A 22,629-nucleotide genomic window follows, 5' to 3' on the forward strand; every position below is an offset into this window, starting at 1 on the left:
ACCCTAGCCTTCGCACTCGGTGCAGTAGCTGTGGCCGTCTTTCTGCCGGGCGATCTGGGACCGGTGGCGGACCAGGAAGCAGGAGTAGCAGGTGAACTCGTCCTCAGCCTGCGGGATGACCTGGACTACGAGTTCCTCAGCGACGAATTCGCCGCCAGGGACCCCGGCGCCGTCCAGCCCGTCAGCTTCGTCCAACTCCTGCACGACGCTACGGGCGTCGGGAGCATTCGCTGACTGGAGCTGCTCGAGTGAGTTGTCCTGCGATTCCTTGACGTCGGAACGCAGTTCATCGTAATCGGTTGCCACTTTGGGTGCTTCTCTTTTCTTTGATGGGCTGTCGGGTATGAAACGTACAGCATGGAGCCGGTATTCCCCAACAGGAAGCGTAGATCCGACGCCGATTGGGTAAAGGTTCATAGGAGCGGCCGCGGGTTTGGAACCGTATCGCGGTGGCATGGGCAATGGAGGGACGGCCGGTTGCTGTTCCCTCCGTGTGACGAAAGGGGCAGATTTTGGAGCAACTCACCGCAGAGTTCGGCGGTGCCGGACAAGTCGGCGTGGGTGTCGGTCCCGTGCTGGAGAAGTTCGACGCAGTGTCCAGGATCGTGGTCCTGCGTGGGGGCGGCCTCGGGGACCTGATTTTCGCGATCCCGGCCATGGCGGCGTTGAAGACGGCCTACCCGGCAGCGACCATCACCTTGCTGGGAACGCCGATCCACAAGGCGCTGCTCGCGGCACTGGATAGCCCCGTCGATGAAGTGGTGGTCCTGCCCTTCGCCGAGGGAGTCCGGCCCGGCGAAGAGGATCCGGAAGAGCTGGAGCGGTTCTTTGCGCAGATGCACAGCCGGAACTTCGACCTCGCCGTCCAGGTCCATGGCGGCGGACGGTATTCGAATCCATTCCTGCTGCGCTTGGGGGCGCGCCACACAGTGGGCACCAGGACAGCAGATGCCGCCAGCCTGGAACGCACCATCCCCTACCTCTATTACCAGCACGAACCGCTGCGCGCCCTGGAGGTGGCCGGCTTCGCCGGCGCCTTCCCCATTGACCTTGAGGCCCGGTTGGCACCCATCGTAGGGGGAGCAGCCCCGGAGGCTGCCGACGGCGAGCCCGGCCAGCCGCTGGTGGTGATCCATCCCGGCGCCACCGACCCCCGCCGTCGTTGGCCGGCGGAGAAGTTCGCCGAACTGGCGGCCGCCTGCGCGGCTGACGGGTTCCGCGTGGTCATCGTTGGGGACAGCAGCGAGCAGGACCTGGCGGAGGGAATTGCCGTGCAGGCGGCGTCAGCCGGCGTGCGCTCCGTAGCCGGGGCACTCGACATGGCGGGACTGGTGGCGCTGCTGGCCCAAGCTGATGCTGTCGTGGCGAACGACAGCGGTCCCCGCCACCTTGCGCAGGCGCTGGGCGTGCCCACGGTGGGAATTTTCTGGGCGGGCAACGTGATCAACGCCGGCGCCCTGGGCAGGAGCCTCCACCGCGTGCACGCCTCCTGGGTGACCACCTGCCCCACCTGCGGCGTTGATGTCACCCAGGTCGGCTGGACGGCACCACGCTGTGAACACGACGACTCAGTGGTGGCCGGCATCGGGGTGCCTGAAGTGTACGGGGACGTCCTTAGCCTTACCGCCACCAAGTTCGCCAGGCAGGACGCATGACCGGCGCCGAAACGGCCCGGCAGTCCAGCGACACGATTCCTGCCGATGGGAAGCCGGAGCTCCTGGTCCTGCGGGCCTTGAAGCTGGGCGACCTGCTGGTCGCGGTGCCGGCCTTGAAGGGAATCCGGCGCGCTTTCCCCGAACACCGGCTGCGCTATGCGGCCCAGGGCTGGTTGTCCGAAGCCCTGGGGTTGGTGGGCGGCTATGAGCTGCTCCCGACGCACGGCCTGGATGAGCCGCTGGCGATGGAACCGGGTGTGGTGGACGTGGCCGTCAATCTGCACGGCAGCGGTCCGGAGAGCCAGGGGCGGATCGAGGCGTTGAAGGCACGGCAGACCGTTGGCCACCGAAGTGGGCACCGGGACGGCCCTCCTTGGCGGCCTGAGCTGCACGAGCGCGAACGCTGGGTAAGGCTCGTGGAGTGGCATGGCATCGAAGCCGATCCGCTGGACGTGCAGTTGAACACACCGCACATGCCCAGCCCGGTCCCGGGCGCCACCGTCCTGCACGTGGGGGCTGCCTACGGCAGCAGGCTGTGGCCGGCGGAGCGCTTTGCGGCGGTGGCCGCGGCGCTCGCAGGAGCGGGACACCAGGTGGTGTTCACCGGCGGGACATCGGAACGGGAACGGGCGGAGGAAGTGTGCCGTCTCGCAGGTCTTCCGGGCACCGCCGTCCTTGCCGGGGTGTTGAGCCTTGGCGAGTTCGCCGCCACGATCGCCTCCGCACGCCTGGTGGTCTCGGCCGACACCGGGGCCGCACATCTGGCATCCGCGTACGGGACACCCTCGGTGGTGCTGTTCGGTCCGGCCCCGCCTGAAATCTGGGGCCCCCCTCCGGGGCCGCATGTGGTCCTCACCCGCGCGGAACTCCGGCGCGGGGACACGTTCGCGGCCCAACCCGATCCTGCCCTGCTGGCGGTCCAGGTGCCCGATGTCATGGCTGCCGTAAGGGGGCTGGGGCTTCTGTAAACGCTGTGGAATTACTGGCCGTTGATGTGGGTCCGCAGGGTTGGAGTGCTGCCCCTGCGGCCTAAAATTGGTGCATGAGCACTGAGCTGGAAATCGCCTTGGTGTTGGGAACGGCGTTCTTGTGGATTACCGTGACGCTGACGATCCTGTCCGCCATTGACCGCCCCGAAAGGAAAGCGCGGCGGCAGGAACGGCGCGACATTCGGACGGAGAAGCGGCGGATTGAGTACCGGCCGGTCGCTGCCGGTTCCCACCCCCAGGGGCGCAACCGGCACCCCCGGAGCCGCAGGCTGCACCCGCACTGAGGACGGCGTACTACCGCGGGTGCATCGGCGTGGAGCACCCGCGGTAGCCCGGCCGCGCCCGGTCAGGCGCCCGCCGTCGGACGCTTTGCTCTGTTGGGCTGCTGAACGTGCGACGGACACTGTTTGTCGCTTCCCTTGCCTGCCGCAGCCTTGCGCGTCAAGTCTTGACGGCCTTCCCTGAAACGCTGACACTTTCCCGATGGGAGTAAGCGAAGAGTTGCGGGCGCTGGGCGACGTGGTGGACAGGCTTGCGGTGAAGTTTCCCGCCCTGCCCAGGGAACACATCGAGGACGTGGTCCAGCAGGAGCACAGCCTTTTGGACACCGGCAGGGTCCGCGCGTTCATACCTGTCCTGGTTGAACACGCCGCCCGGGACCGCCTCTCGCGCTGAAACCGGCGAAGCGGATTAGGGTGCAGGTGCGACGTCGATGAGCACCTTCCCGTTGGCTCCCTGTTCCACAGCATCATGCGCTGCGGCCGTCTGCTCCAGGCTGAAGCGCGTCAGGGGCAGCCCGTGGTCGTCGCCGACCCGCAGGGCGCCCGCCGCCAGGGCCTCGGCGACGGCCGCTACAGCATGCTCTTTCTGTCGGTCCGTCACCGTGTAGGTGAGGATGAACTGGTAGCGGACGTTCTTAGTCATGCTTTCGCGGATGGGTACGTTGAGCGATTCCCCGGGATTGGCTGCGTATATGGAGACGGTGCCGCCACGTTTGAGGACCTGCAGGTCTGTTTCGATGTTGGCCGGTGCGTTGACGTCCACGATGATCTCCACACCGTCCGGTGCCGCTGCCTTGACGGCCTGGACCACGTCCTCCGTCCGGTAGTTAACGACCGTTTCAGCGCCGGCACGCCGGGCAAGTTCAGCCTTATGGTCTCCGCTGACGGTGGTGATGACGGCAGCCCCGGCCCAGCGTGCCAGTTGGATAGCCGCGTGCCCCACTGCCCCTGCACCTCCGGTGACCAATACGCTGCGGCCCGCCAGGGCTCCGGGGGAGAGCCTGTCCGGTCCGTCTTCGTTCGAGGTCAGGGCGCGGTGTGCTGTCAGCGCAGGGATTCCCAGCGAGGCACCGGTATCGAAGGATTCGGCGTCTGGTAATGCCACCACCTTATGAGCTGGCACAACGACGTATTCCTGCGCCGTACCTTCATTCCCGGCCCATGCGACATCCCAGAGCCACACACGGTCCCCCACGTTGAAACCGGCTACCCCGGACCCCAGTTGGTCGACAACGCCGGCTCCGTCCTGGTTGGGAACCTTGGGGGCGGCCAGCTTGTTGCTTCCGCTGCCGGACCGTGACTTCCAGTCGGTGGGATTCACCCCGGACACCACCAGACGGACCCGTACTTCGCCCGCACCTGGATCAGCTAACGGTTTGTCCTGCAGCTTCAGGACAGATGACGGACCCGTTGCGTCGTACACGATTGCTTTCACATCTTCTCCCACGTCCGGTTGCAAAATTCCTACGGGTTCCAAGCTACCGCTGCTGGTCAGGGTTTACGGGCGGCATCGGGGTCGGCAGGTGCCTCCGCGCGGCGTTTCTGGATAAGTTCCTTTGTCCGCACCAGGCGCAGGAGGGTTACCAGGATGATGCCGCCGAGCACGTTGAACAGCAGCGTGTAGCCGAACCAGCCCAGCCACTGCGCGTAGTTGATGTCAGCGCCGGAGTGGATCGCAGCGAAGATCAGCAGGGAGTCGAGGATTGAATGGAAGAGCGGCAGCGCAGCCAGCAGGAACCCGCCGATAACGGTGGCCACAATGCGCGCCACGTCGTTGTCCGTGCCTTGCTGCATCCTGCTCATGAGGGTGATGGTGCTTCCGCCCAGGACTGCCAAGGCGATGGACTGCAGTGAGAACGGTGCATCAACGAAATGGTGGGCGCTCTCGCTGACCACCATTGACCATTCGGGAAATGCCACCATGACGATCCAGACGAAGATCCAACCGCCCAGCAGGTTTGATATGAGAGTTCCTCCCCACAGTTTTGCCAGTTGGGTGTAGCTCGCTTCCTTTGCAGCGACGGCCGCAACAGGCATCAGGAAGTTCTCCGTGAACAGCTCACTGTGTGCCAGCAGGAGGGCGATGAGCCCCATGCTGAAAGCCAGGCCCGCGAGCAGATGGTTTCCCGTTTCATGGAGCACCGCCAGGTATGCCATGATGCCGAGGCCCACTTCAAAGCCACCGAACACGCCGGTGACAAGGATGTTCCGCATGGTGCGATGCAGCCGCTCAGCCCCCTGGCCCACCGTCCGTTCGAACGACTCCTGAAGGTCATGCTCAAGTGGGGCGTCGGACTCCCCGAGTTCCCGCCGTCGTTCTTCGCTCATGTGCCTCTCCACTGCCGGATCGCCTGCACTGCTACTGGGTAAGTACCCGCTGGAGCCGGTCCCACCCATCCGGGCACCTGAAATCAGAAGGAGACGACGGCGGGACAGGCGCGGGCGGGAAGAGGCTGAGCAGCTAACGTCCCCGGTTTGGCGGCGCGCCCACTGCTGCCTGGCGTCTCGCGTCTAGCGGCCCAGAATCCAGGAACCGTCCGTGGCCTGGTCAGAAGTCCGGTGCCGCATTCTGCGGACCAGGATGATTAGGGGCAACAACAGCAGTTGAAGGACACCGGCCGCAACCAACAGGGCTACGAACAGTGCGATGACCGGGAGATAGAGGAGAAATACGCCTGCCAGGGTTGCAAGGTACCCTGCAATGAACCCGAGTATGGTCCCGGCATCCATGTGTGCTCCCTGAAAACCATCCCGAACCAGGGGATGCAATAAGTGAACCGCCCACTGCACGACTTAAGAATGATCCAAGATCCACGCGGTTCCGGTGTCAAGGGCACGGGAACACCCGCGGGCAAGCTTGGGGGAATCCAGCCGGGGTTAGGGACCCGCTGGCAGCAGGCAGGGGTGGCTGCGGTGCCGGCCCGGGGGCATGACAAAAGGGCGCACCCCGTTCGCTGGGTACGCCCTTTTGAAGAGTCGCTTGTTAGTCCTTGAAAGCGTCCTTGACCTTCTCGCCGGCCTGCTTCAGGCCGCCCTTTGCCTGGTCCGCCTGGCCTTCGGCCCGCAGGCTCTCATCGCCAGTGGCGTTACCCGCAGCTTCCTTGCCCTTGCCACCGGCCTTTTCGGCAGCGTTCTCAATTTTGTCGCCCAGTCCCATGGTGTTACCTCCTGTGGTTGGCAGCCGTTCGCATCGGCTGACAACATCATAAGCATGCTTAGGATCTATTTTTCAAGTCCTTAGGAGTTTCCGGATTAGAAACGGGTGGTGCCGCGTAGTCCGCGGGGACGGCCGTCCGGGTCAACAATGAACTGGTAGACCGGCTCGGCCCAAAGCCGGTGGAGGGCCGGGACGGGTTCGGGGACGTGCCGGCGCACCTGCCCAGGGGGCCGCGGCGCATGGCGGCCTGTGCTGTGCCAGCGGTCCAGGGCATCGGCCGCGCGGTTCCATACCTGCAACGCCCCACCCATTTGGAGTTGGTGGTCGTCTTCGTCCAGGGCGAGGTGTTCGGCCCACAGCTGCCGCCGCAGCTCCGCGGCGAGAGGCCGGGGCTTTGGGCTGCGTGCTCCGGCGTCCTGCCGGCCTTCGGCAGAGGCGTCCATCACGGCGCAGGTAAGCTCGCTGTCGGTGGTCCAGGACCGGCGGTTGAAATTGTCCGATCCGCAGGTGAACCAGGTGTCATCGATAATGCAGATCTTGGCATGGACGTAGATCGGCGTCCCCTCGGAGTTCTCCAGGTCAAACACCCCCACCCGGTCCGGTGCGGCCCTCCGGAGCATGCTGATGGCGCGCAATTGCCCCAAGCGCCGGGGCGGGCCGCCCAGGAAGCCGTCGGAGTCAGGGTACCTGGGCACCACGATGATCACATTCAGTTCCTGGTTGCGCTCCAAAGCCGCTGCTATTCCGCTTGCCACCTCGGGGGACCACAGATACTGGTCCTCGATGTAGATGAGGGAGCGGGCCTGGCCGAACGCCTTTGCATAGCCCCGCGCGATGCTGCGCTCGCCATCCGGGGCGAACGGGAAGGGCGGGTGCTTCAGGCCGTAGGTGCGCAGCAGCTGTACGGCATGCGGACCGGCCGGGGGCGGGGGAGGAGCGGCCTCCGGAAGTGGCTTGGGGTGCCGCGGCATCCGGGCCAGGCGCTGCAACAGCATCCGGTACGGCGTGTGCCGGTCAAGCGGGTGGGGGTCGTTCCACCGTTCAGCAAACACGGCCAGCACATCGGCAACTACAGGGCCCCGCAGTTCGAGGGCGGCGTCATGCCACGGGGGCCTCTGGCCGTACTTCGAATCCATCTTCACCGCCTGCGGATCCCCGGCATGGCCGGCGTCGTCCCGGCGGCTGTGTGAAAGGTCGATTCCCCCCACGAAGGCGACGTCCCGGGAGGGGTCGTCGCGATGGCGGATGACCACCAGTTTCTGGTGGTGCGAGCCGAACAGCCGCACCCGCTGATCCAACAGGGCCTCCCCGCCGGCGTCGTTGATCTGCCGGCTGAGAAGTTCGTTGGAGCGGCCGCTGATGGGCGCAGAGATGCGCTCGCCGTGGGATCTCCAGACGAGGCCGCGTACTTCCACTCCGGACCTGGCCAGTCCGGCCAGCAACCCACCAATCGTGGTCCCGTCCGCTGCGATCTGCTCGTCGGCGTCGCCGCGCCAGTCTGTGAACCACACCCTGTCACCCGCTTGGAGGCCTCGCAACTCATCCTGCAGCCTGGAGAAGTAGGCCGCTCCATGCACCAGGGGGCGGACCAGGTTGCCTTCTGACCATGCCGGAGTTCCTGCGCCACCCGCCTGGATATCAGACGCGGGGTTGCCACGCTCGACCCAGTTCAGAAACCACTTGCCAACCGTGCTGTCCACTCGGTGCTCCCTTCGGGCCCGGGGGACCGGGCGACTGGGTTCCCAAACTAGCCTACGGACCTGAGCAACCGCTGTCCGCGGAAGGTGCGGCCGCAAGCCCAGCAGCAGCGGCCGATGGAGCGGCGGAATAGGCTTGGCCATAGCCATTTCCCCCGCTAACGAAGATGAGGCACATCACCATGTCACTAAAGGAAAAGCTGAAGGGCGACGTCGTCGTCCATATGAAAGCCGGCAACAAGGTGGCCCTGACCACGGTCCGGAACGTCCTGGGCGAGATCGAAACGCGGGAAAAGTCCGGAAAGACACCCATCGACCTCGATGACCTCCAGGTCACCGCGCTGCTGCAAAAGGAGGCTGCCAAGCGCAGGGACACCGCTGCCACCTATTCCGCGGCGGGCCACGCCGACCGGGCGGAGGCGGAGATCGCCGAGGCTGAGGTGATAGAGACCTACCTGCCAAAGGCACTGACCCGTGAGGAAGCCGAAGCCATCGTCGACGAGGTCATCGGCAGCCTGGAAGCGGACGGCGCCGAGCTGACGATGCGGTCCATGGGGTCCATCATGAAATCCGTTACCCCGAAGATCGGCGGACGCTTCGACGGCAAGGCCGTCAGCGAGATCGTACGGGCCCGGCTGGCCTGACCCCTACCCGGGTGCATTGGGGGGTTTGACCGACATGCATTGGGGGATGATGAGGGGGTCCCGCGGGCGGGGCGATGTTAGTAGGCTCGCTGGTGGAACTGGGAGGCCCAGAGGAGTGGATATGCGCACGAAGAAGACTGGAATGACAAAAGCCCGCATCGGCAACACCGCCATGGGTCTGTTGATCGCCACCACGATTGTTGCCTCTGCCACGGCAGCAACTGCCAACGCCGCAAACAACCCAGCGGTGCCCCCTGGTCCTTCCGCACCGGGGAGTTCTGCGGGCGCGGCGCTGCCCACTGATCAGTTCATCGTCAAATTCAAGCCCTCAGCAGCGGGCAGCGCCGTAGAACGAGGCAAGACCTATGCGAAGGCTGCCGGTGATACCTCCATCGACGTCCGGGAGGTCAAGACCACGGCCGGGGACGCAAAAGTAGTGAAAGCAAGCCGCCGGCTCAACGCTGCCGAGTCCCAGCGGATGCTGGAGAGCATTGCCGCGGGGGCGAATGTCGCTTCAGTGGAGCCTGACATCCTCATGTACCCGTCGGCCACACCCAACGACCCCTACTACGCCCAGCAGTGGGCCCTGTCCGATCCCAATGTCGGCATCCGGGTCCCCTCGGTCTGGGATAAAACCACGGGTACGGGACAGATCGTCGCCGTGGTCGACACCGGCATCACGGCGCACAGCGACCTCAAGGCCAACGTCATTGCGGGCTACGACATGATCGCGGATCCAGCTTCTTCAGGGGACGGCGACGGCAGGGACCCTGATCCCTCCGACCCGGGCGACTTCCGGACCGCAGGCGCCTGCGGTTCCGGCTCCTCCGCCAACTCATCCTGGCACGGAACTCACGTGGCCGGGATTATCGCCGCCGTCGCCAATAACGCCGAGGGAGTCAGCGGCGCAGCTCCCGGCGTGAAGATCGAGCCGGTCCGCGCACTCGGTTCCTGTGGCGGTTACCTCTCTGATGTCTCCGACGGCATTACCTGGGCCTCCGGGGGAACTGTCACCGGCGTACCCGACAACCCCAATCCGGCGAAAACCATTAACCTCAGTGTGGGCGGAACTGCCGCATGCCCTGCCACGATGCAGGCTGCCATTGATGGCGCCGTGAACCGGGGCTCCACGGTTTTCGTGGCTGCAGGCAACGAGAACCAGGCAGCGTCGAACGACGCGCCGGCGAACTGCAACAACGTCATCGCCATCGGCGCCACCAACAAGTCCGGCTCCAAGGCGTCGTACTCGAACTTCGGTCCCGCGGTCGACGTCATGGCCCCGGGAGGCGACACCGATGCGGGGATTCTCTCCACGCTGAATGCCGGAACAACCAGCCCGGGCGCCGAGACCTACGGGTACATGATGGGAACGTCAATGGCCACGCCCATGGCGGCATCTGTTGGCGCCCTAATGAAAGCCGCCGATCCCTCACTGGTGCCATCCCAAATCGAAGCAAAGCTCAAGGCCACCGCCCGTCCCCTCCCGGGAACCTGCTCCGGAGGATGCGGTGCCGGCCTCATCGACGCTTCGGCCGCCGTCGCCGTTCCAGCCCCGCAGACCCCGATAGCTGCCAAGGCAGCGTCCCTGAACGGCGCACTCGGAGCGGCCACCACGGGTGAGGTTTACGGCCTTAAGGACAACGGGGGATACCAGTGTTTCGAGCAAGGATGCATCCTCTACTCGCCTGCATCCGGAGCACATGTCTCCAAGGGCGCCATCCGGGGACTCTGGGCGGCCACGGGCTTTGAGAACGGCCGCCTGGGATACCCGGTGACGGATGAGGTCTCCGGGCTCCGTGACGGCGGCGTCTACCAGAACTACCAGGGCGGGGCCATTATCTGGTCCCCGGCAACGGGAGTACACATCTCGGTGGGCGCGATCCGGGGACTCTGGGCGGCCACTGGCTTTGAGAACGGCCGCCTGGGATACCCGCTGACGGATGAGGTCTCCGGGCTCCGTGACGGCGGCGTCTACCAGAACTACCAGGGCGGGGCCATCATCTGGTCACCGGCAACGGGAGTACACCTCTCCGTGGGAGCAATCCGCGGCGAATGGGCGGCGACCGGTTTCGAGAACGGCGTCCTGGGGTATCCCGTAACAGACGAAGTAACAGGGCTCCGCGACGGCGGCGTCTACCAGAACTACCAACGCGGGGCCATCATCTGGTCACCGGCAACCGGAGCGCACGCGTCTTTTGGGGCCACCCGATCCATCTGGGCCTCAACAGGGTTTGAATCCGGACGCCTTGGCTACCCGACAAGCGACGAATATTCAACCGGCAATGATGGAAGTGTCGCCCAGAACTACCAAGGCGGTGTCATCCACTGGAGTCCGGGCGGTTACTACATCTCCTGGCTGTAGGGGCAAACTGGCCATCGGCTTTCTCTCCGTCCGTCCGGCAACTAACGACCACCTTGCCGCCGTCAGGGTGGGTGTCAGCGTTGCGGTTCCCCTGGCGGCCCTGCTTGTCCTCGGCCGCCCCGACCTGTCCATCTACGCAGTGTTCGGCGCCTTCACGGGAATGTACGGCCGGGACGAGCGCCACCAGCTGCGGCTCTACCACCAGCTGACGGCCGCAGCACTGCTGATCGCCGGGGTCACGGCCGGTGCTGTTCTCTCGGCAGCCCAAGCCGGATCCTGGGTGCTGATCCTGGTGGAATCACTCGCAGCGGGCGTCGGCTCATTGGCGGCAGACCGGGCAAACCTGAAACCTGTTGGGCCGTTCTTCGGCATCTTCGCACTGGGCGCCTGCGCGTCCGTTCCACCCGTTGCCCCGGTTCCGGTCGTCGTCGCTGTCGCCGCCGCCTCTGCAGGCTTTTCGGTAGCGGTCGGCGTGGCTGGCGGGGTCTGGCGCCGGACGTCATGGGAGGCAGGCGTACGCAGGGTAGCCCCATCGCTGACAGGCGCGCGGCTGCGGGTAGCCATAATCCATGCCCTGGCGTACGTCCTCGCCGTCGGCAGCGCGGGAGCAGCAGGCCAGCTCACCGGTGACGGCCATGCCTACTGGGCGATGGCTGCCGCGGCAGTACCGCTTGCCGGAGCCGACTTTGCCGGCCGTATACGGCGCGGGCTCCACCGCATTTTGGGAACCTTCGTCGGCCTCGGCGTCACCGCGCTGATCCTGTCCCAGCAACCTGGTGCGGTGCTGCTGGTGGTCCTGATTGCCGCTTTGCAGTTCCCCACGGAATTGTTCATGACCCGGCACTACGGCTTGGCATTGGTGTTTTTCACGCCATTGATCCTGATCATGACCGAGCTGGCCCATCCCACCGAGCCAGGGATTCTGATTGCGGAGCGGGGCTTGGAAACCCTGATCGGTGCAGTCGTCGGCATGGCGGTGGCGGTCCTTGTCCTTGGCCGCGGTTCGCGGACGGCAGGGAGTCACAATCGTTCGGCGTACCGGGAAGGTCGGTAAAGTGCCCGTGCAGCTGTGGAAACGAAAGAAGCCCCGGAAAATCAAGGATCTTCCGGGGCTTCCCATTTGTGCGCGGAGGGGGACTTGAACCCCCACCCCCTTTCGAGGACTAGCACCTCAAGCTAGCGCGTCTGCCATTCCGCCACCCGCGCAGGTGGTAATTCGCAGAAGCCGTCCCGCCTTTCAGCGTTTCGCGCCTCTCCGAAGCAGCGAGAAAAACTCTAACACGACTTTTCGGAGAACAACGAATCGGGCCAAGTGGGTAGGCTGAGGACAGCGATTCAAGCCCAACGCCGCCCAGTCATTCCCTACCAAGGAGCCTTCAATGCCTGATGTCCTGCCCGAGGATGAAGTTGTCCGGATCTGCCAGGAACTCATCCGGATCGACACCTCCAACTACGGGGACGGGTCGGGGCCGGGGGAGCGGGCGGCAGCAGAGTATGCCGCGGGGCTTATCGAGGAGGTGGGCCTGAGCGCAGAGATCTTCGAGTCCGCGCCCGGCAGGGCAAACGTTGTGACCAGGCTGGCAGGGGAGGACCCGTCGGCCAGCGCCCTGGTGGTCCACGGCCACCTGGATGTTGTCCCCGCACTCCGTGACCAGTGGTCGGTTGACCCGTTTGGCGCAGAACTGAAGGACGGGCTCATCTGGGGCCGCGGCGCCGTCGACATGAAGGACATGGATGCCATGATCCTTTCGGTCCTCCGGAGCTTCGCCAGGGAGGGCAGGAAGCCCAAGCGGGACATCATCTTCGCGTTCTTTGCCGACGAGGAAGCCGGAGGCGTGTACGGGGCCCGGTATGCCGTGGACAACCGCCCCGAACTGTTTGAGGGGGCCACCGAGGCCATCTCCGAGGTCGGCGGGTTCTCAGCCACTATCGGTGGCCAGCGGACGTACCTGCTGCAGACAGCCGAGAAGGGCATCTCCTGGCTCCGTCTGGTTGCCCACGGAAGGGCCGGCCACGGTTCCCAGATCAACACGGACAACGCGGTCACCCGCCTGGCCGCTGCCGTCACCCGGATCGGCGAATACAAGTGGCCCATCGAGCTCACCCCCACCACACGCCAGTTCCTTGACGGGGTGACCGAACTTACAGGCGTGGAGTTCGACGCCGACAATCCGGACCTCCTGCTCAACCAGCTCGGTACGGTGGCCAGGTTCGTCGGCGCCACCTTGCAGAACACCACCAACCCCACCCTCCTCAAGGGCGGCTACAAGCACAACGTCATCCCCGAGTCCGCCGAAGCATTGGTCGACTGCCGCACGCTGCCCGGCCAGGAACAGCAGGTCCTCGAGATCGTGCGTGAACTCGCCGGCAACGGCGTGGACGTCAGCTACGTCCACAACGACGTCTCGCTCGAGGTCCCCTTCGCCGGCAACCTGGTGGACTCCATGATCGACGCGCTCCACAAGGAGGATCCCGGCGCCAAGGTGCTGCCCTACACGCTCTCCGGCGGCACCGACAACAAGTCACTGAGCCGCCTGGGAATCACCGGCTACGGCTTCGCGCCCCTCATGCTTCCGGATGAGCTGGACTTCACCGGCATGTTCCACGGTGTGGACGAGCGCGTCCCGGCCGATTCCCTCAAGTTCGGTGCCCGCGTGCTGAACACCTTGCTGACCAACTACTGAGAGGAACCAGCCATGACCCCGGAGGAACTGCTGCCGGATGAGCTCCTCGAGCGCATCCGCGGCCGCGCCGCCGCATATGACCGCGACAACGCCTTCTTCCACGAGGACCTTCAGGAGCTGGCGGCGGCCGGGTACCTGAAGCTCTTCGTGCCAGCGCCCGACGGCGGCAAGGGGCTCGGGCTTGAAGCGGCGGCGCAGTGCCAGCGCAGGCTGGCAACGGCTGCTCCGGCCACCGCGCTGGCCGTCAACATGCACCTGGTCTGGACCGGCGTCGCCCACGTCCTGGCCACCCGGGGCGACCACTCGCTGGACTTCGTCCTGGAAGAAGCCGCCCAGGGGGAGGTGTTCGCGTTCGGCAACTCGGAGGCCGGCAACGACTCGGTCCTCTTCGACTCCCGGACCACCGCCACGCCGGAACAGGACGGCGGCTACTCGTTCACAGGGACAAAGATCTTCACCAGCCTCTCACCTGCCTGGACCCGCCTGGGCATCTTTGGAAAGGACCCGGATGCCCGGAACGGCGCGGGCGAACTCGTCCACGGCTTCATCAGCCGCGAGACCCCCGGCTACCGGATCCTGGACGACTGGGACACTTTGGGCATGCGGGCCAGCCAGTCCGCCACCACTGTCCTGGACGGTGTGTCCGTCCCAGCGGACCGGATCTTCCGGAAACTTCCCGTCGGCCCCAACGCCGACCCCTTGATTTTCGCCATCTTCGCCTGTTTTGAGAGCCTCCTGGCGGCTGTCTACACGGGGCTGGGCGAACGTGCCCTGGCCGTGGGCGTGAAGACAGTGAAACGCCGGACGTCCTTCAAGAATGGTGGACGCAGCTACGCCCAGGACCCGGACATCCGCTGGAAGGTGGCGGACGCCGCCATGGCCATGGACAACCTGTACCCGCAGCTTCGGTCCGTGACGGCCGACGTCGACGCTTTGGCCGACCACGGGGCCCAATGGTTCCCCAAACTGGTGGGCCTGAAAGTCAACGCCACAGAGACAGCGCGCCGTGTTGTGGACCTGGCCATCCGCGTCAGCGGGGGTTCAAGCTACTTCAGGGGCTCGGAACTGGAGCGGCTCTACCGCGACGTCCTGGCCGGGATGTTCCACCCCTCCGATGACGAATCGGCACACAATACGGTGGCCAACGCCTGGCTGGGCCCCCTGGAAGAGTAGACGGTCCGCTGGGCCCGCATCGGCTAGACGGTCCGCTGGACCTGCATCACCCGGCGCCGCAGCCAAAAGCGCCTGCCGCCGCCCACGTAGAGCTTGCTGCGTTCCAGTTCCCACTTGCCGTATTCGGAGTGCTCAACCAGCCGGCGCCGCGCCTCGGGCAGGGAATCATCAGGGCTGACGGTCAGTACGAGGTACTCGTACTGCCGCAAATAATCCCGTTCCCGCTGGACCGAGCTGGTGAGAAATTGTTCCTTCATTTGCTCTCCATTTTCGTCCTTTTCCCGCTAACGTGAAGTCATGAGCATCGATCCGCGTGTCGCGCTTTCGTCCCTGACCACCGCTTTGGAAGAACACCTTATAGCAGCATCGAACCGGCGCGGGGACGGCGACCCCTCAGTCGAGGCAGCATTTTTCGCAGTTGCCGATGCCTTCGAAGTTTACGAGGACGCGCTCTACGAGGCCTACAACGAAGTGACCCCGCTTCAGGTCTTCGACGACGAGGATGACGAGGACGAGGAAGCCGACGTGGACGACGACGAAGACCTGGAGATCGTCGAGGAATAGCGCCGCCGGCGGAATACCAGCAGCGCTAGGACGCTGCCGAAACGTCCTCGAGGGCCCGCGCGATCTGCGGGGGCAGCGGCGACAGCTGGGCGTCGAGGATTTCCTTCAACTGCACGGGCGTGCGGGCGCCGACGATGGCCGTGGCGACTCCATGCTGGGACAGCAGCCACGACAGCGCCACGTCCTGGGGCGCCCGGCCCAGCCCGTTGGCGGCCATGCACACCGCATCGACGATCCGTGACGGCTTCTCCGCCAGGTACGGCTCCACGTACGCGGCTTCGCTCACCGAAGCGCCGCGGGAACCGGCCGGGATGGTGCCCCGGTATTTCCCGGTGAGGACGCCACGGCCCAGCGGCCCCCAAGCCATGAGGCCAAGCCCTGCGTCCTCAGCGGCCGGCATCAGCTCAGCCTCTGCCGACCGGTTAAGGAACGAGTACTCGGCCTGGACCGCCACCAGCGGGACACTGCTGACGGCAGCGGCCTTCGCGGCCTGCCAGCCTTTGAAGTTGGAGATCCCCGCATACCTGGCCCGCCCGGAACGGACCGCGAAGTCGAGTGCCCCCAGCGTCTCGTCGAGGGGAACGTTGCCGTCCCACGCCTCGGCGAACCAGAGGTCCACATAGTCGGTGCCCAGCCTGGCCAGGCTGGCGTCCAATCCGGTGAGCATCGCAGTGCGCGACGTGTCCACCGCGCGCCGGCCATCCGGCGTCGTCATTCCTGCTTTGGTGGAGATGGAAACCTCGGTGCGCGACACCACGTCACCCAACAGGGAACCAAGGACTGCCTCTGAGGCGCCGCCCGCATATGAAGCCGCGGTGTCCACGTGCCGGCCACCGGCGTCGAGGAAGGTGCGCAGCAGCTCTGAAGCGTCCTGGTCGTCAGTTTCCCCGCCCCAGGACCGGGTGCCCAGGGAGAGGGCTGAAACTCGCAAACCACTGTTGCCGACGTAACGCTGCTGCATAGCAGCAAGCTTACGGGCAGAAGCACCGGTGCCATGCCGTAGGGTCTTAGCGTGAACTGGTTTGAAGCGGCCCTGCTGGGCCTTGTGCAGGGACTGACCGAATTTCTACCGATTTCATCGAGCGCACACCTGCGGATCGTGGGGGAGTTCCTCCCCAACGCGCAGGACCCGGGGGCCGCCTTCACGGCCATCACCCAGCTCGGTACGGAGACCGCCGTACTGATCTTTTTCTGGCGCGACATCGTCCGGATCGTCAAGGCATGGGCCGGGTCCCTCACCGGCAAAGTGCCGCGGCAGGATCCTGACGCCCGGATGGGCTGGCTGGTGATCCTGGGCAGTCTGCCCATCATCGTGCTGGGCCTGCTGTTCCAGGACCAGATCGAATCCGTGCTCCGCAGCATGTGGATCGTGGCCACCATGCTGATCGTCTTCGGCCTTTTCCTTGCCGTGGCCGACGCCACCGGCGCCCAGAAGCGGGACCTGACCCACCTGACGTACAAGCACGGCATCCTCTACGGCCTGGCCCAGGCCCTGGCACTGATTCCCGGTGTCTCCCGCTCCGGCGGCACCATTACCGCAGGCCTGCTCATGGGCTACACGCGGGAAGCCGCGGCACGGTATTCATTCCTGCTGGCCATCCCCGCAGTGTTCGGCAGCGGGCTGTACCAGCTGTACAAGGTGGTCACCAAGGAAGGCATTTCCGGCCCGTTCGGCCTTCCGGAAACCGCCCTTGCCACCGTGATCGCCCTGGTGGTGGGGTACGTCATCATCGGCTGGTTCCTGAAGTTCGTATCAACCCGCAGCTACCGCCTTTTCGTCTGGTACCGGATCTTCCTGGGCCTGGCGCTCTACCTCCTGCTCGGTTTCGGCGTCATCAGCGCCTAGGGCTAGGCTTGGGCTTGTGAAATCCTGGACTTCCCGCCCCGTTCCTGCCCTGCCCGGAAACATGCCCGCCATCCGGCTGTTCGACACCGCGGCAGGCCGCGAAATGGCGCTTGAGCAGGAGGCCAGGCCCTCCATGTATGTCTGCGGCATCACGCCCTACGACGCAACCCACATGGGACATGCGGCCAGCTACGTCGCTTTTGACCTGCTCAACCGCGCCTGGCGCGATGCCGGCAGCGAGGTTTCCTACGTCCAGAACGTGACGGACGTGGACGATCCCCTGCTGGAACGCGCCACCGCCACCGGCGTCGACTGGCGCGACCTCGCCGCGGAGCAGGTGGAACTCTTCCAGACCGACATGGAAGCGCTGAACGTCTTGGCGCCGGACCACTACATTGGCGCGGTGGAATCCATCGGCCTGATCGTCCCCGAGGTGGAACGGCTGGTCAGCATGGGGCTGGCCTACCAGGTGGCAGGCAGCAACGGTGAACCCGACGGGGATGTGTATTACGACGTCGAAGCGGCCGGAAAGCAGTCAACCGCGCCTGACGCCTGGGTACTGGGCTGCATTTCCCACCTTGGCGAGAGCGCCATGCTGGAGCTGTTTGCCGAGCGCGGCGGGGATCCGGGCCGCTCCGGCAAGCGGCAGGCCCTTGATCCGCTGCTCTGGCGCATGGCTCGGCCGGGCGAACCCAGCTGGCCCGGTGGAAGCCTGGGCGCCGGAAGGCCGGGCTGGCACATCGAATGTACCGTCATCGCCCAAAAGTACCTGCCGTCGCCTTTCACCGTGCAGGGCGGTGGCTCGGACCTGATCTTCCCGCACCACGAGATGGGCGCCGGCCACGCGTACTCGCTTGCCGGCGTGCCCCTCGCCCGGCACTACGCCCACGCAGGCATGGTGGGTCTCGACGGCGAAAAGATGAGCAAGTCCAAGGGCAACCTGGTGCTCGTCTCCAAGCTCCGCGCTGCCGGAGAGGACCCGGCTGCAATCCGCCTGGCCATCCTGGCGCACCACTACCGCTCCGACTGGTCGTGGACGGACGAAGGCTTCGCGGCCGCCAAGGCTGACCTGGCGGCGTGGCGGACCGCCCTGGACCACGCTCCCGCAGAATCCGGCGGGCCACTCCTGGCCGAAATGCGTGCAGCGCTGGCAGCAGACCTCAATGCGCCTGCTGCGGTTGCCGCAATCTCACGCTGGGCACGGTCAGCGAACGACGGCGGTGCTGCCGCCAGCGCAGCTGACAGCGCCCTGGTCAAGGACGCGGTGGAGGCCCTCCTGGGCATCCGGCTCTGACGCTTCCAATTCCGAGGACCACAAAAGAGAGGGGCTTGGGCGGGAATTCTCTCGCCCAAGCCCCTCTCTGATTTCCGATCAGGGCCGGTCCTGGCCCCGCCGCTTCAGGTATCGCTCGAATTCCCGGGCGATGGATTCGCCGCTGGCCTCCGGGAGGTCAGCGGTGTCCTTCGCTTCCTCCAACTGCCGGACGTAGGCGGCAATCTCCGGGTCCTCGGTAGCCAGCTCGTCCACGCCGCGTTCCCAGGCGTCGGCCTCCTCGGCCAGTTCATGGGTGTCGAGGGGCACCTGCAGCAACTCCTCGATGCGGTGCAGGAGGGCGAGCTGCGCCTTGGGGGAGGGAGCCTGTGCCACATAGTGCGGCACGGCAGCCCACAACGACACCGCGGGGATACCCGCCAGGAGCGCCACCTCGGAGAGGACGCCCACAATGCCAACCGGGCCTTCATACTGCGAGGCCTCCAGGTTCATGCGCTCCCTGAGCGGGGCGTCGTCGGAGGACGTGCTCACTGGAATGGGGCGGCTGTGCGGGACGTCGGCCAGCAGTGCGCCCACCAGCACGACGTAATCCACATTCAGCGCCTCCGCATGGGCCAGCAGCTCTGCCGTATAGGCGCGCCATTTATAGGACGGTTCCGTGCCCTGCACGAAGATGACGTCCACGTTGGAGTTGGGCGCGGTGGCTTTATAGATCCGGGTGGAAGGCCACTTAATCTTGCGTTCGCCGGCCGCGTTCCTGCGGACCGTGGGGCGCGTGAACTGAAAGTCGTAATACTCGTCGGCATCGATGGATGCCACCTTCTTGCCGCCCCACAACTTGTTCAGGTAGCGCAGCGAATCGCTGGCCGCTTCACCGGCATCATTCCACCCTTCAAAGGCGGCAAGCATCACCGTTACGCGCTGTCCGTCAGCCACTGGCTGCAGGAACCGTTCCCGCTCGGGTCCGGCACCCTGTTCGGCGGTGTCTCCCTCGAAGCTATTCATTTCTTCACCCTACGTCCAAGGTGCAGGGTCGCGCATGGAATGAAGCGCCGCAAATCCACGGGAACCAGTACAAACAGGACCGGCCCTCCCTCATATTCGCCAAGGGCGTAGCCCACAGCCGCCGTCCAGCCACGCCCCGTAGACTGGCCTCATGCGATTTCCTGCCGCCGGTTCACCGCTCAAAGCCGTCCTCTGGGACATGGACGGCACCATTGTGGACACCGAGCCATACTGGATTGCCGCAGAACATGCGCTGGTGGAAGCCCACGGCGGAACATGGAGCCACGACCAGGCAATGCAGCTGGTTGGCCAGTCCCTGACCTTTTCCGCGGGCCTGCTCCAGGAGGCCGGCGTCGAGCTCGAAATCCGCGAAATCATCGACACCCTCACCGCGCAGGTGGTCAGGAGCGTCCAGCAGCAGGTGCCCTGGCGTCCGGGTGCCCGTGAGCTCCTTGAGGAACTGCACCTGGCCGGCGTCCGCTGCGCCCTGGTCACCATGTCCGAGGGCCCGCTGGCCCGCGAAGTGGTGGCCAGCCTTCCCCGGCCCTACTTCGAAGTGCTGGTCACCGGCGATACCGTGAGCCAGGGCAAGCCGCACCCGGAGGCATACCTGACCGCCGTGGAACTGTTGCAGGAGAACGACCCCCATCTCGGCATCCACCACTGCGTCGCCCTCGAGGACTCCGTGCCGGGCGTGGCCGCGGCCGTGGCCTCCGGCGTCGCCACCGTGGCCGTGCCCCACATTGTGCCGCTGCCGGATGACGGCAGCTACGTCCTCTGGGACACCCTCGCCGGCCGCAGCCTGGCCGAACTGGAAGCCCTCCTGCTGCAGGCCGACGCAACCGGAGCGGCCGCGGCCTCAGCAGGTGATGCACGTGGCTGACCCGGGCGGTGGCCAAGACGCCAACCCGGGACGCCGCGAAGGTATCCCGCTGGGACGCATCGCCGGCGTCCCTATTGTCCTTGCCTACTCGTGGTTCGTGATCGCGGCGTTCACCGTGATCGTCTATGGTCCCGTGTTGGCCAGGAACAACCCCATGCTGGGCATGAGCGCATACGTGGTGGCCTTCGCGTACGCCGTCCTGCTCCTGATCTCAGTGCTCGTCCACGAACTCGCGCATGCCCTCACAGCGAAAATCTACGGCTGGCCCACGCAAAGGATCGTCCTTAACCTGTGGGGCGGCCACACGCAGTTCGAAAGCTTTAAATCCTCACCTGGCCGCTCAGTGCTTGTGGCGCTGGCCGGTCCCGCGGCCAACTTCGTACTGGCGGGCGGAGCATGGGTGCTCCTCAACACCGCCAGCATGGGAAGTGTCGCGGAAATCCTGACCAACATTTTCATGTGGGCGAACTTCCTGATCGGCGTCTTCAATGTCCTGCCGGGCCTGCCGCTCGACGGCGGCCGGCTGGTCGAGTCCATTGTCTGGAAGGCAACCGGCAGCCAGGCGAAAGGAACCGTGGCGGCGGGATGGGGCGGGCGCATCATCGTCCTGGCCATTGCCTACTGGTTCCTCCTTCGTCCGTTCCTCGCTGGAGAGAATCCGGACTTCAGCCTCCTCATGATCACCATCCTTGTAGGCGGGTTCCTCTGGATGGGGGCGTCGGCGTCCATCCAGCAAGGCACGATGCGCGGCCGGCTCCCGCTGGTCAGTGCCGCGGCGCTGTCGACGCCTGCCACCGGAATGCCTGCCACCGGCACCGTGCGGGATGCCCTTCGCCTGGGGGCGGCAGGAACAAAATTCGTAGTGGTCTGTGGGCCCGATGGCAGGCCCCAGGGCGTAGTGGACCCGGACGCACTGGCAGCAGTGCCGACTGCTGCCGCCGATACCACCCCCATCACGGCGGTTTCATTTCCACTGGCTGCCGGCGCCTACGTCCCCGAATGGTCCAAAGGGCAGGAGCTGATCCAGTTCCTTTCACAGGTTGAGGGACGCCACTATGCAGTGGTGGACCACAACGGCACGGTCACGGGGCTGATGACCCAGGAGGCGGTCCTTGCTGCCATCACCGGCAAGCGCCCGCGCAACGATAGGCACCCGCAGGGCCAGAACCGGTAGAGTTACCTGCCGGTCGTGCATTGCCGCCGCTGGAACCACAACGTCCCAAGGGGACTGTCCGGCGACGGCACCACAGGTTTACAGGAGCGAGGAAAAACATGAGCAGCGAAACTGCCGTCAACGAAGCCGACGGAGCAGCGCAACCCGGTGCTGCCGCCAGCGGCTCGCAGCCGGTGGGAGCTGCCCGTCGCCGCGGGCCCTTCCGCGAAGGCGAACGCGTCCAGCTCACTGATGAGCGGGGCCGCATGAACACCATCACGCTGGAACGCGGCGGCGCATTCCACACCCACCGCGGGTTCCTGAACCATGACGAAATTATTGGCAAGGTTGACGGGTCCGTAGTGGTGAACAACGTGGGCCAGCAGTACCAGACCCTCCGCCCCTTGCTCTCCGACTTCGTCCTCTCCATGCCGCGTGGCGCCGCCGTCGTCTATCCCAAGGACGCCGGCCAGATCGTCACCATGGCGGACATCTTCCCGGGGGCACGCGTGGTGGAAGCCGGCGTCGGCTCCGGCGCCCTCTCCATTTCCCTGCTCCGCGCCGTAGGCGACAACGGCTACCTGCACTCCTTCGAGCGGCGCCAGGAATTCGCGGACATCGCCCGCGGAAACGTAGAGACCATCTTCGGCGGCCCGCACCCCGCCTGGCAGATCTCCCTTGGTGATTTCCAGGAGGAAGTGGTCAAAGCCGAGGAACCCGGTTCCGTGGACCGCGTGGTCCTGGACATGCTGGCCCCCTGGGAATGCCTCGATGCCGTCGCTACCGTCCTTGCCCCCGGCGGCGTGTGGATCAACTATGTTGCCACCGTTACCCAGCTCTCCCGCACGGCGGAAGCCATCCGCGCGGACGGCCGCTTCACCGAACCCGACGCCTGGGAGTCAATGGTCCGCGGCTGGCACCTTGAAGGTCTCGCCGTCCGTCCCGACCACCGCATGGTGGCCCACACCGGGTTCCTGCTGGTTACACGGCGGCTGGCAGACGGCGTCACCGGCATTTCGGTCAAGCGCCGCCCGTCCAAGACCGAGTTCAACGAAGAGGACGTCAACGCCTGGACCCCGGGTGCCGTGGGGGAGCGGGCCGTATCGGACAAGAAGCTCCGCCGGGCCGCCCGTGACGCCATCGCAGGGACGAATGTGGTGGACACGCCCGAGGTCACGAACTAGTCCACATTTCGGGAGTCTCCATCCCTACCCGCCATCTTGGGACTAATGTCTTAAGAGAAGCGCAGGAAGGGGCTGATAC

General features: G+C 65.6%; 24 protein-coding genes and 1 tRNA gene. 15 read left to right on the top strand and 10 right to left on the bottom strand.

The annotated features are described in order from the left end of the window. Positions 1-3: 3 nt before the first annotated feature. A complete protein-coding gene (locus tag ACIGJD_RS10095) occupies positions 4-306 on the bottom strand; it encodes a DUF4193 domain-containing protein (protein ID WP_018761323.1) in 303 nt (100 codons plus the stop codon). 206 nt (positions 307-512) lie between these two features. Here ACIGJD_RS10095 and ACIGJD_RS10100 point away from each other — a divergent pair, with 206 nt between their 5' ends. The 4 genes from ACIGJD_RS10100 to ACIGJD_RS10115 all read left to right on the top strand — a co-directional run bounded on the left by ACIGJD_RS10100 (position 513) and on the right by ACIGJD_RS10115 (position 3,319). Then, complete coding sequence (locus tag ACIGJD_RS10100) at positions 513-1,655, top strand: glycosyltransferase family 9 protein (RefSeq protein WP_483689396.1); 1,143 nt, start codon at positions 513-515, stop codon at positions 1,653-1,655. Beyond that, positions 1,652-2,623, top strand: a complete 972-nt coding sequence (locus tag ACIGJD_RS10105; RefSeq protein WP_483689397.1) for a glycosyltransferase family 9 protein — start codon at positions 1,652-1,654, stop codon at positions 2,621-2,623. Before ACIGJD_RS10100 ends, ACIGJD_RS10105 begins: the two co-directional genes overlap by 4 nt. Positions 2,624-2,697: 74 nt before the next feature. Then, complete coding sequence (locus ACIGJD_RS10110) at positions 2,698-2,928, top strand: hypothetical protein (RefSeq protein WP_142133846.1); 231 nt, start codon at positions 2,698-2,700, stop codon at positions 2,926-2,928. 199 nt (positions 2,929-3,127) lie between these two features. Beyond that, positions 3,128-3,319: a three-helix bundle dimerization domain-containing protein gene (locus tag ACIGJD_RS10115; RefSeq protein ID WP_236802735.1), complete on the top strand. Its 192-nt coding sequence runs from the start codon at positions 3,128-3,130 to the stop codon at positions 3,317-3,319. 15 nt (positions 3,320-3,334) lie between these two features. Here ACIGJD_RS10115 and ACIGJD_RS10120 read toward each other — a convergent pair whose 3' ends face one another. The 5 genes from ACIGJD_RS10120 to ACIGJD_RS10140 all read right to left on the bottom strand — a co-directional run bounded on the left by ACIGJD_RS10120 (position 3,335) and on the right by ACIGJD_RS10140 (position 7,782). Continuing rightward, complete coding sequence (locus ACIGJD_RS10120; RefSeq protein ID WP_483689398.1) at positions 3,335-4,360, bottom strand: NADPH:quinone reductase; 1,026 nt, start codon at positions 4,358-4,360, stop codon at positions 3,335-3,337. A gap of 56 nt (positions 4,361-4,416) precedes the next feature. Continuing rightward, positions 4,417-5,253, bottom strand: a complete 837-nt coding sequence (locus ACIGJD_RS10125) for a formate/nitrite transporter family protein (RefSeq protein ID WP_483689399.1) — start codon at positions 5,251-5,253, stop codon at positions 4,417-4,419. Between the two features lie 183 nt (positions 5,254-5,436). After that, on the bottom strand, positions 5,437-5,655 hold the full coding sequence (locus ACIGJD_RS10130; protein ID WP_483689400.1) for a hypothetical protein: 219 nt from the start codon (positions 5,653-5,655) through the stop codon (positions 5,437-5,439). Between the two features lie 253 nt (positions 5,656-5,908). Then, positions 5,909-6,082, bottom strand: coding sequence for a CsbD family protein (locus ACIGJD_RS10135; protein ID WP_142133841.1), 174 nt, complete (start codon positions 6,080-6,082; stop codon positions 5,909-5,911). Positions 6,083-6,177: 95 nt separating this feature from the next. Then, positions 6,178-7,782 (bottom strand): phospholipase D family protein, encoded by a 1,605-nt coding sequence (locus ACIGJD_RS10140; protein ID WP_483689401.1) that lies wholly within the window; start codon positions 7,780-7,782, stop codon positions 6,178-6,180. Positions 7,783-7,961: 179 nt separating this feature from the next. Here ACIGJD_RS10140 and ACIGJD_RS10145 point away from each other — a divergent pair, with 179 nt between their 5' ends. From ACIGJD_RS10145 to ACIGJD_RS10155, 3 genes are all read left to right on the top strand, one after another. After that, complete coding sequence (locus ACIGJD_RS10145; RefSeq protein ID WP_483689402.1) at positions 7,962-8,423, top strand: GatB/YqeY domain-containing protein; 462 nt, start codon at positions 7,962-7,964, stop codon at positions 8,421-8,423. 142 nt (positions 8,424-8,565) lie between these two features. Beyond that, positions 8,566-10,785 (top strand): S8 family serine peptidase, encoded by a 2,220-nt coding sequence (locus ACIGJD_RS10150; protein WP_483689403.1) that lies wholly within the window; start codon positions 8,566-8,568, stop codon positions 10,783-10,785. A 67-nt stretch (positions 10,786-10,852) separates the two neighbouring features. After that, positions 10,853-11,839, top strand: coding sequence for an FUSC family protein (locus ACIGJD_RS10155; protein ID WP_483689404.1), 987 nt, complete (start codon positions 10,853-10,855; stop codon positions 11,837-11,839). A gap of 69 nt (positions 11,840-11,908) precedes the next feature. Here the strand turns inward: ACIGJD_RS10155 and ACIGJD_RS10160 are convergent. Continuing rightward, a tRNA-Leu gene (locus ACIGJD_RS10160) sits at positions 11,909-11,991 on the bottom strand. 173 nt (positions 11,992-12,164) lie between these two features. Here ACIGJD_RS10160 and ACIGJD_RS10165 point away from each other — a divergent pair. Continuing rightward, a complete protein-coding gene (locus tag ACIGJD_RS10165) occupies positions 12,165-13,469 on the top strand; it encodes a M20/M25/M40 family metallo-hydrolase (RefSeq protein ID WP_483689405.1) in 1,305 nt (434 codons plus the stop codon). 12 nt (positions 13,470-13,481) lie between these two features. Further along, positions 13,482-14,642 carry an acyl-CoA dehydrogenase family protein gene (locus tag ACIGJD_RS10170; RefSeq protein ID WP_483686109.1) on the top strand — a complete coding sequence of 387 codons (1,161 nt, stop codon included), beginning with the start codon at positions 13,482-13,484 and terminating at the stop codon, positions 14,640-14,642. A 23-nt stretch (positions 14,643-14,665) separates the two neighbouring features. Here ACIGJD_RS10170 and ACIGJD_RS10175 read toward each other — a convergent pair whose 3' ends face one another. After that, a complete protein-coding gene (locus ACIGJD_RS10175; RefSeq protein WP_018771130.1) occupies positions 14,666-14,899 on the bottom strand; it encodes a DUF5703 family protein in 234 nt (77 codons plus the stop codon). A gap of 40 nt (positions 14,900-14,939) precedes the next feature. On the opposite strand from ACIGJD_RS10175, the gene ACIGJD_RS10180 reads away from it, so the two are divergent. Then, positions 14,940-15,206, top strand: coding sequence for a hypothetical protein (locus ACIGJD_RS10180; RefSeq protein ID WP_483686110.1), 267 nt, complete (start codon positions 14,940-14,942; stop codon positions 15,204-15,206). Between the two features lie 25 nt (positions 15,207-15,231). Here the strand turns inward: ACIGJD_RS10180 and ACIGJD_RS10185 are convergent, their stop codons facing one another. Continuing rightward, positions 15,232-16,167, bottom strand: a complete 936-nt coding sequence (locus ACIGJD_RS10185) for an aldo/keto reductase (protein ID WP_483686111.1) — start codon at positions 16,165-16,167, stop codon at positions 15,232-15,234. A 51-nt stretch (positions 16,168-16,218) separates the two neighbouring features. Between ACIGJD_RS10185 and ACIGJD_RS10190 the strand changes: the two genes are divergently transcribed. Together ACIGJD_RS10190 and mshC are read left to right on the top strand one after the other, a co-directional pair. Further along, entirely contained in the window at positions 16,219-17,052 is an 834-nt protein-coding gene (locus ACIGJD_RS10190) for an undecaprenyl-diphosphate phosphatase (RefSeq protein WP_483686112.1), read from the top strand. Between the two features lie 16 nt (positions 17,053-17,068). Next, on the top strand, positions 17,069-18,346 hold the full coding sequence (gene mshC / locus ACIGJD_RS10195) for a cysteine--1-D-myo-inosityl 2-amino-2-deoxy-alpha-D-glucopyranoside ligase (protein ID WP_483686113.1): 1,278 nt from the start codon (positions 17,069-17,071) through the stop codon (positions 18,344-18,346). Between the two features lie 78 nt (positions 18,347-18,424). Here the strand turns inward: mshC and ACIGJD_RS10200 are convergent, their stop codons facing one another. Continuing rightward, positions 18,425-19,330 carry a PAC2 family protein gene (locus ACIGJD_RS10200; protein ID WP_236798377.1) on the bottom strand — a complete coding sequence of 302 codons (906 nt, stop codon included), beginning with the start codon at positions 19,328-19,330 and terminating at the stop codon, positions 18,425-18,427. 199 nt (positions 19,331-19,529) lie between these two features. Between ACIGJD_RS10200 and ACIGJD_RS10205 the strand changes: the two genes are divergently transcribed. The 3 genes from ACIGJD_RS10205 to ACIGJD_RS10215 all read left to right on the top strand — a co-directional run bounded on the left by ACIGJD_RS10205 (position 19,530) and on the right by ACIGJD_RS10215 (position 22,550). Then, complete coding sequence (locus tag ACIGJD_RS10205) at positions 19,530-20,213, top strand: HAD family hydrolase (protein WP_483689466.1); 684 nt, start codon at positions 19,530-19,532, stop codon at positions 20,211-20,213. Beyond that, on the top strand, positions 20,206-21,387 hold the full coding sequence (locus tag ACIGJD_RS10210; RefSeq protein ID WP_483686114.1) for a site-2 protease family protein: 1,182 nt from the start codon (positions 20,206-20,208) through the stop codon (positions 21,385-21,387). The genes ACIGJD_RS10205 and ACIGJD_RS10210 overlap by 8 nt, the downstream gene beginning before the upstream one ends. A gap of 98 nt (positions 21,388-21,485) precedes the next feature. Continuing rightward, positions 21,486-22,550, top strand: a complete 1,065-nt coding sequence (locus tag ACIGJD_RS10215; RefSeq protein WP_483686115.1) for a tRNA (adenine-N1)-methyltransferase — start codon at positions 21,486-21,488, stop codon at positions 22,548-22,550. Positions 22,551-22,629: the final 79 nt, after the last annotated feature.

The sequence above is a fragment of the Arthrobacter sp. E1SS-5 genome, from assembly GCF_057073715.1.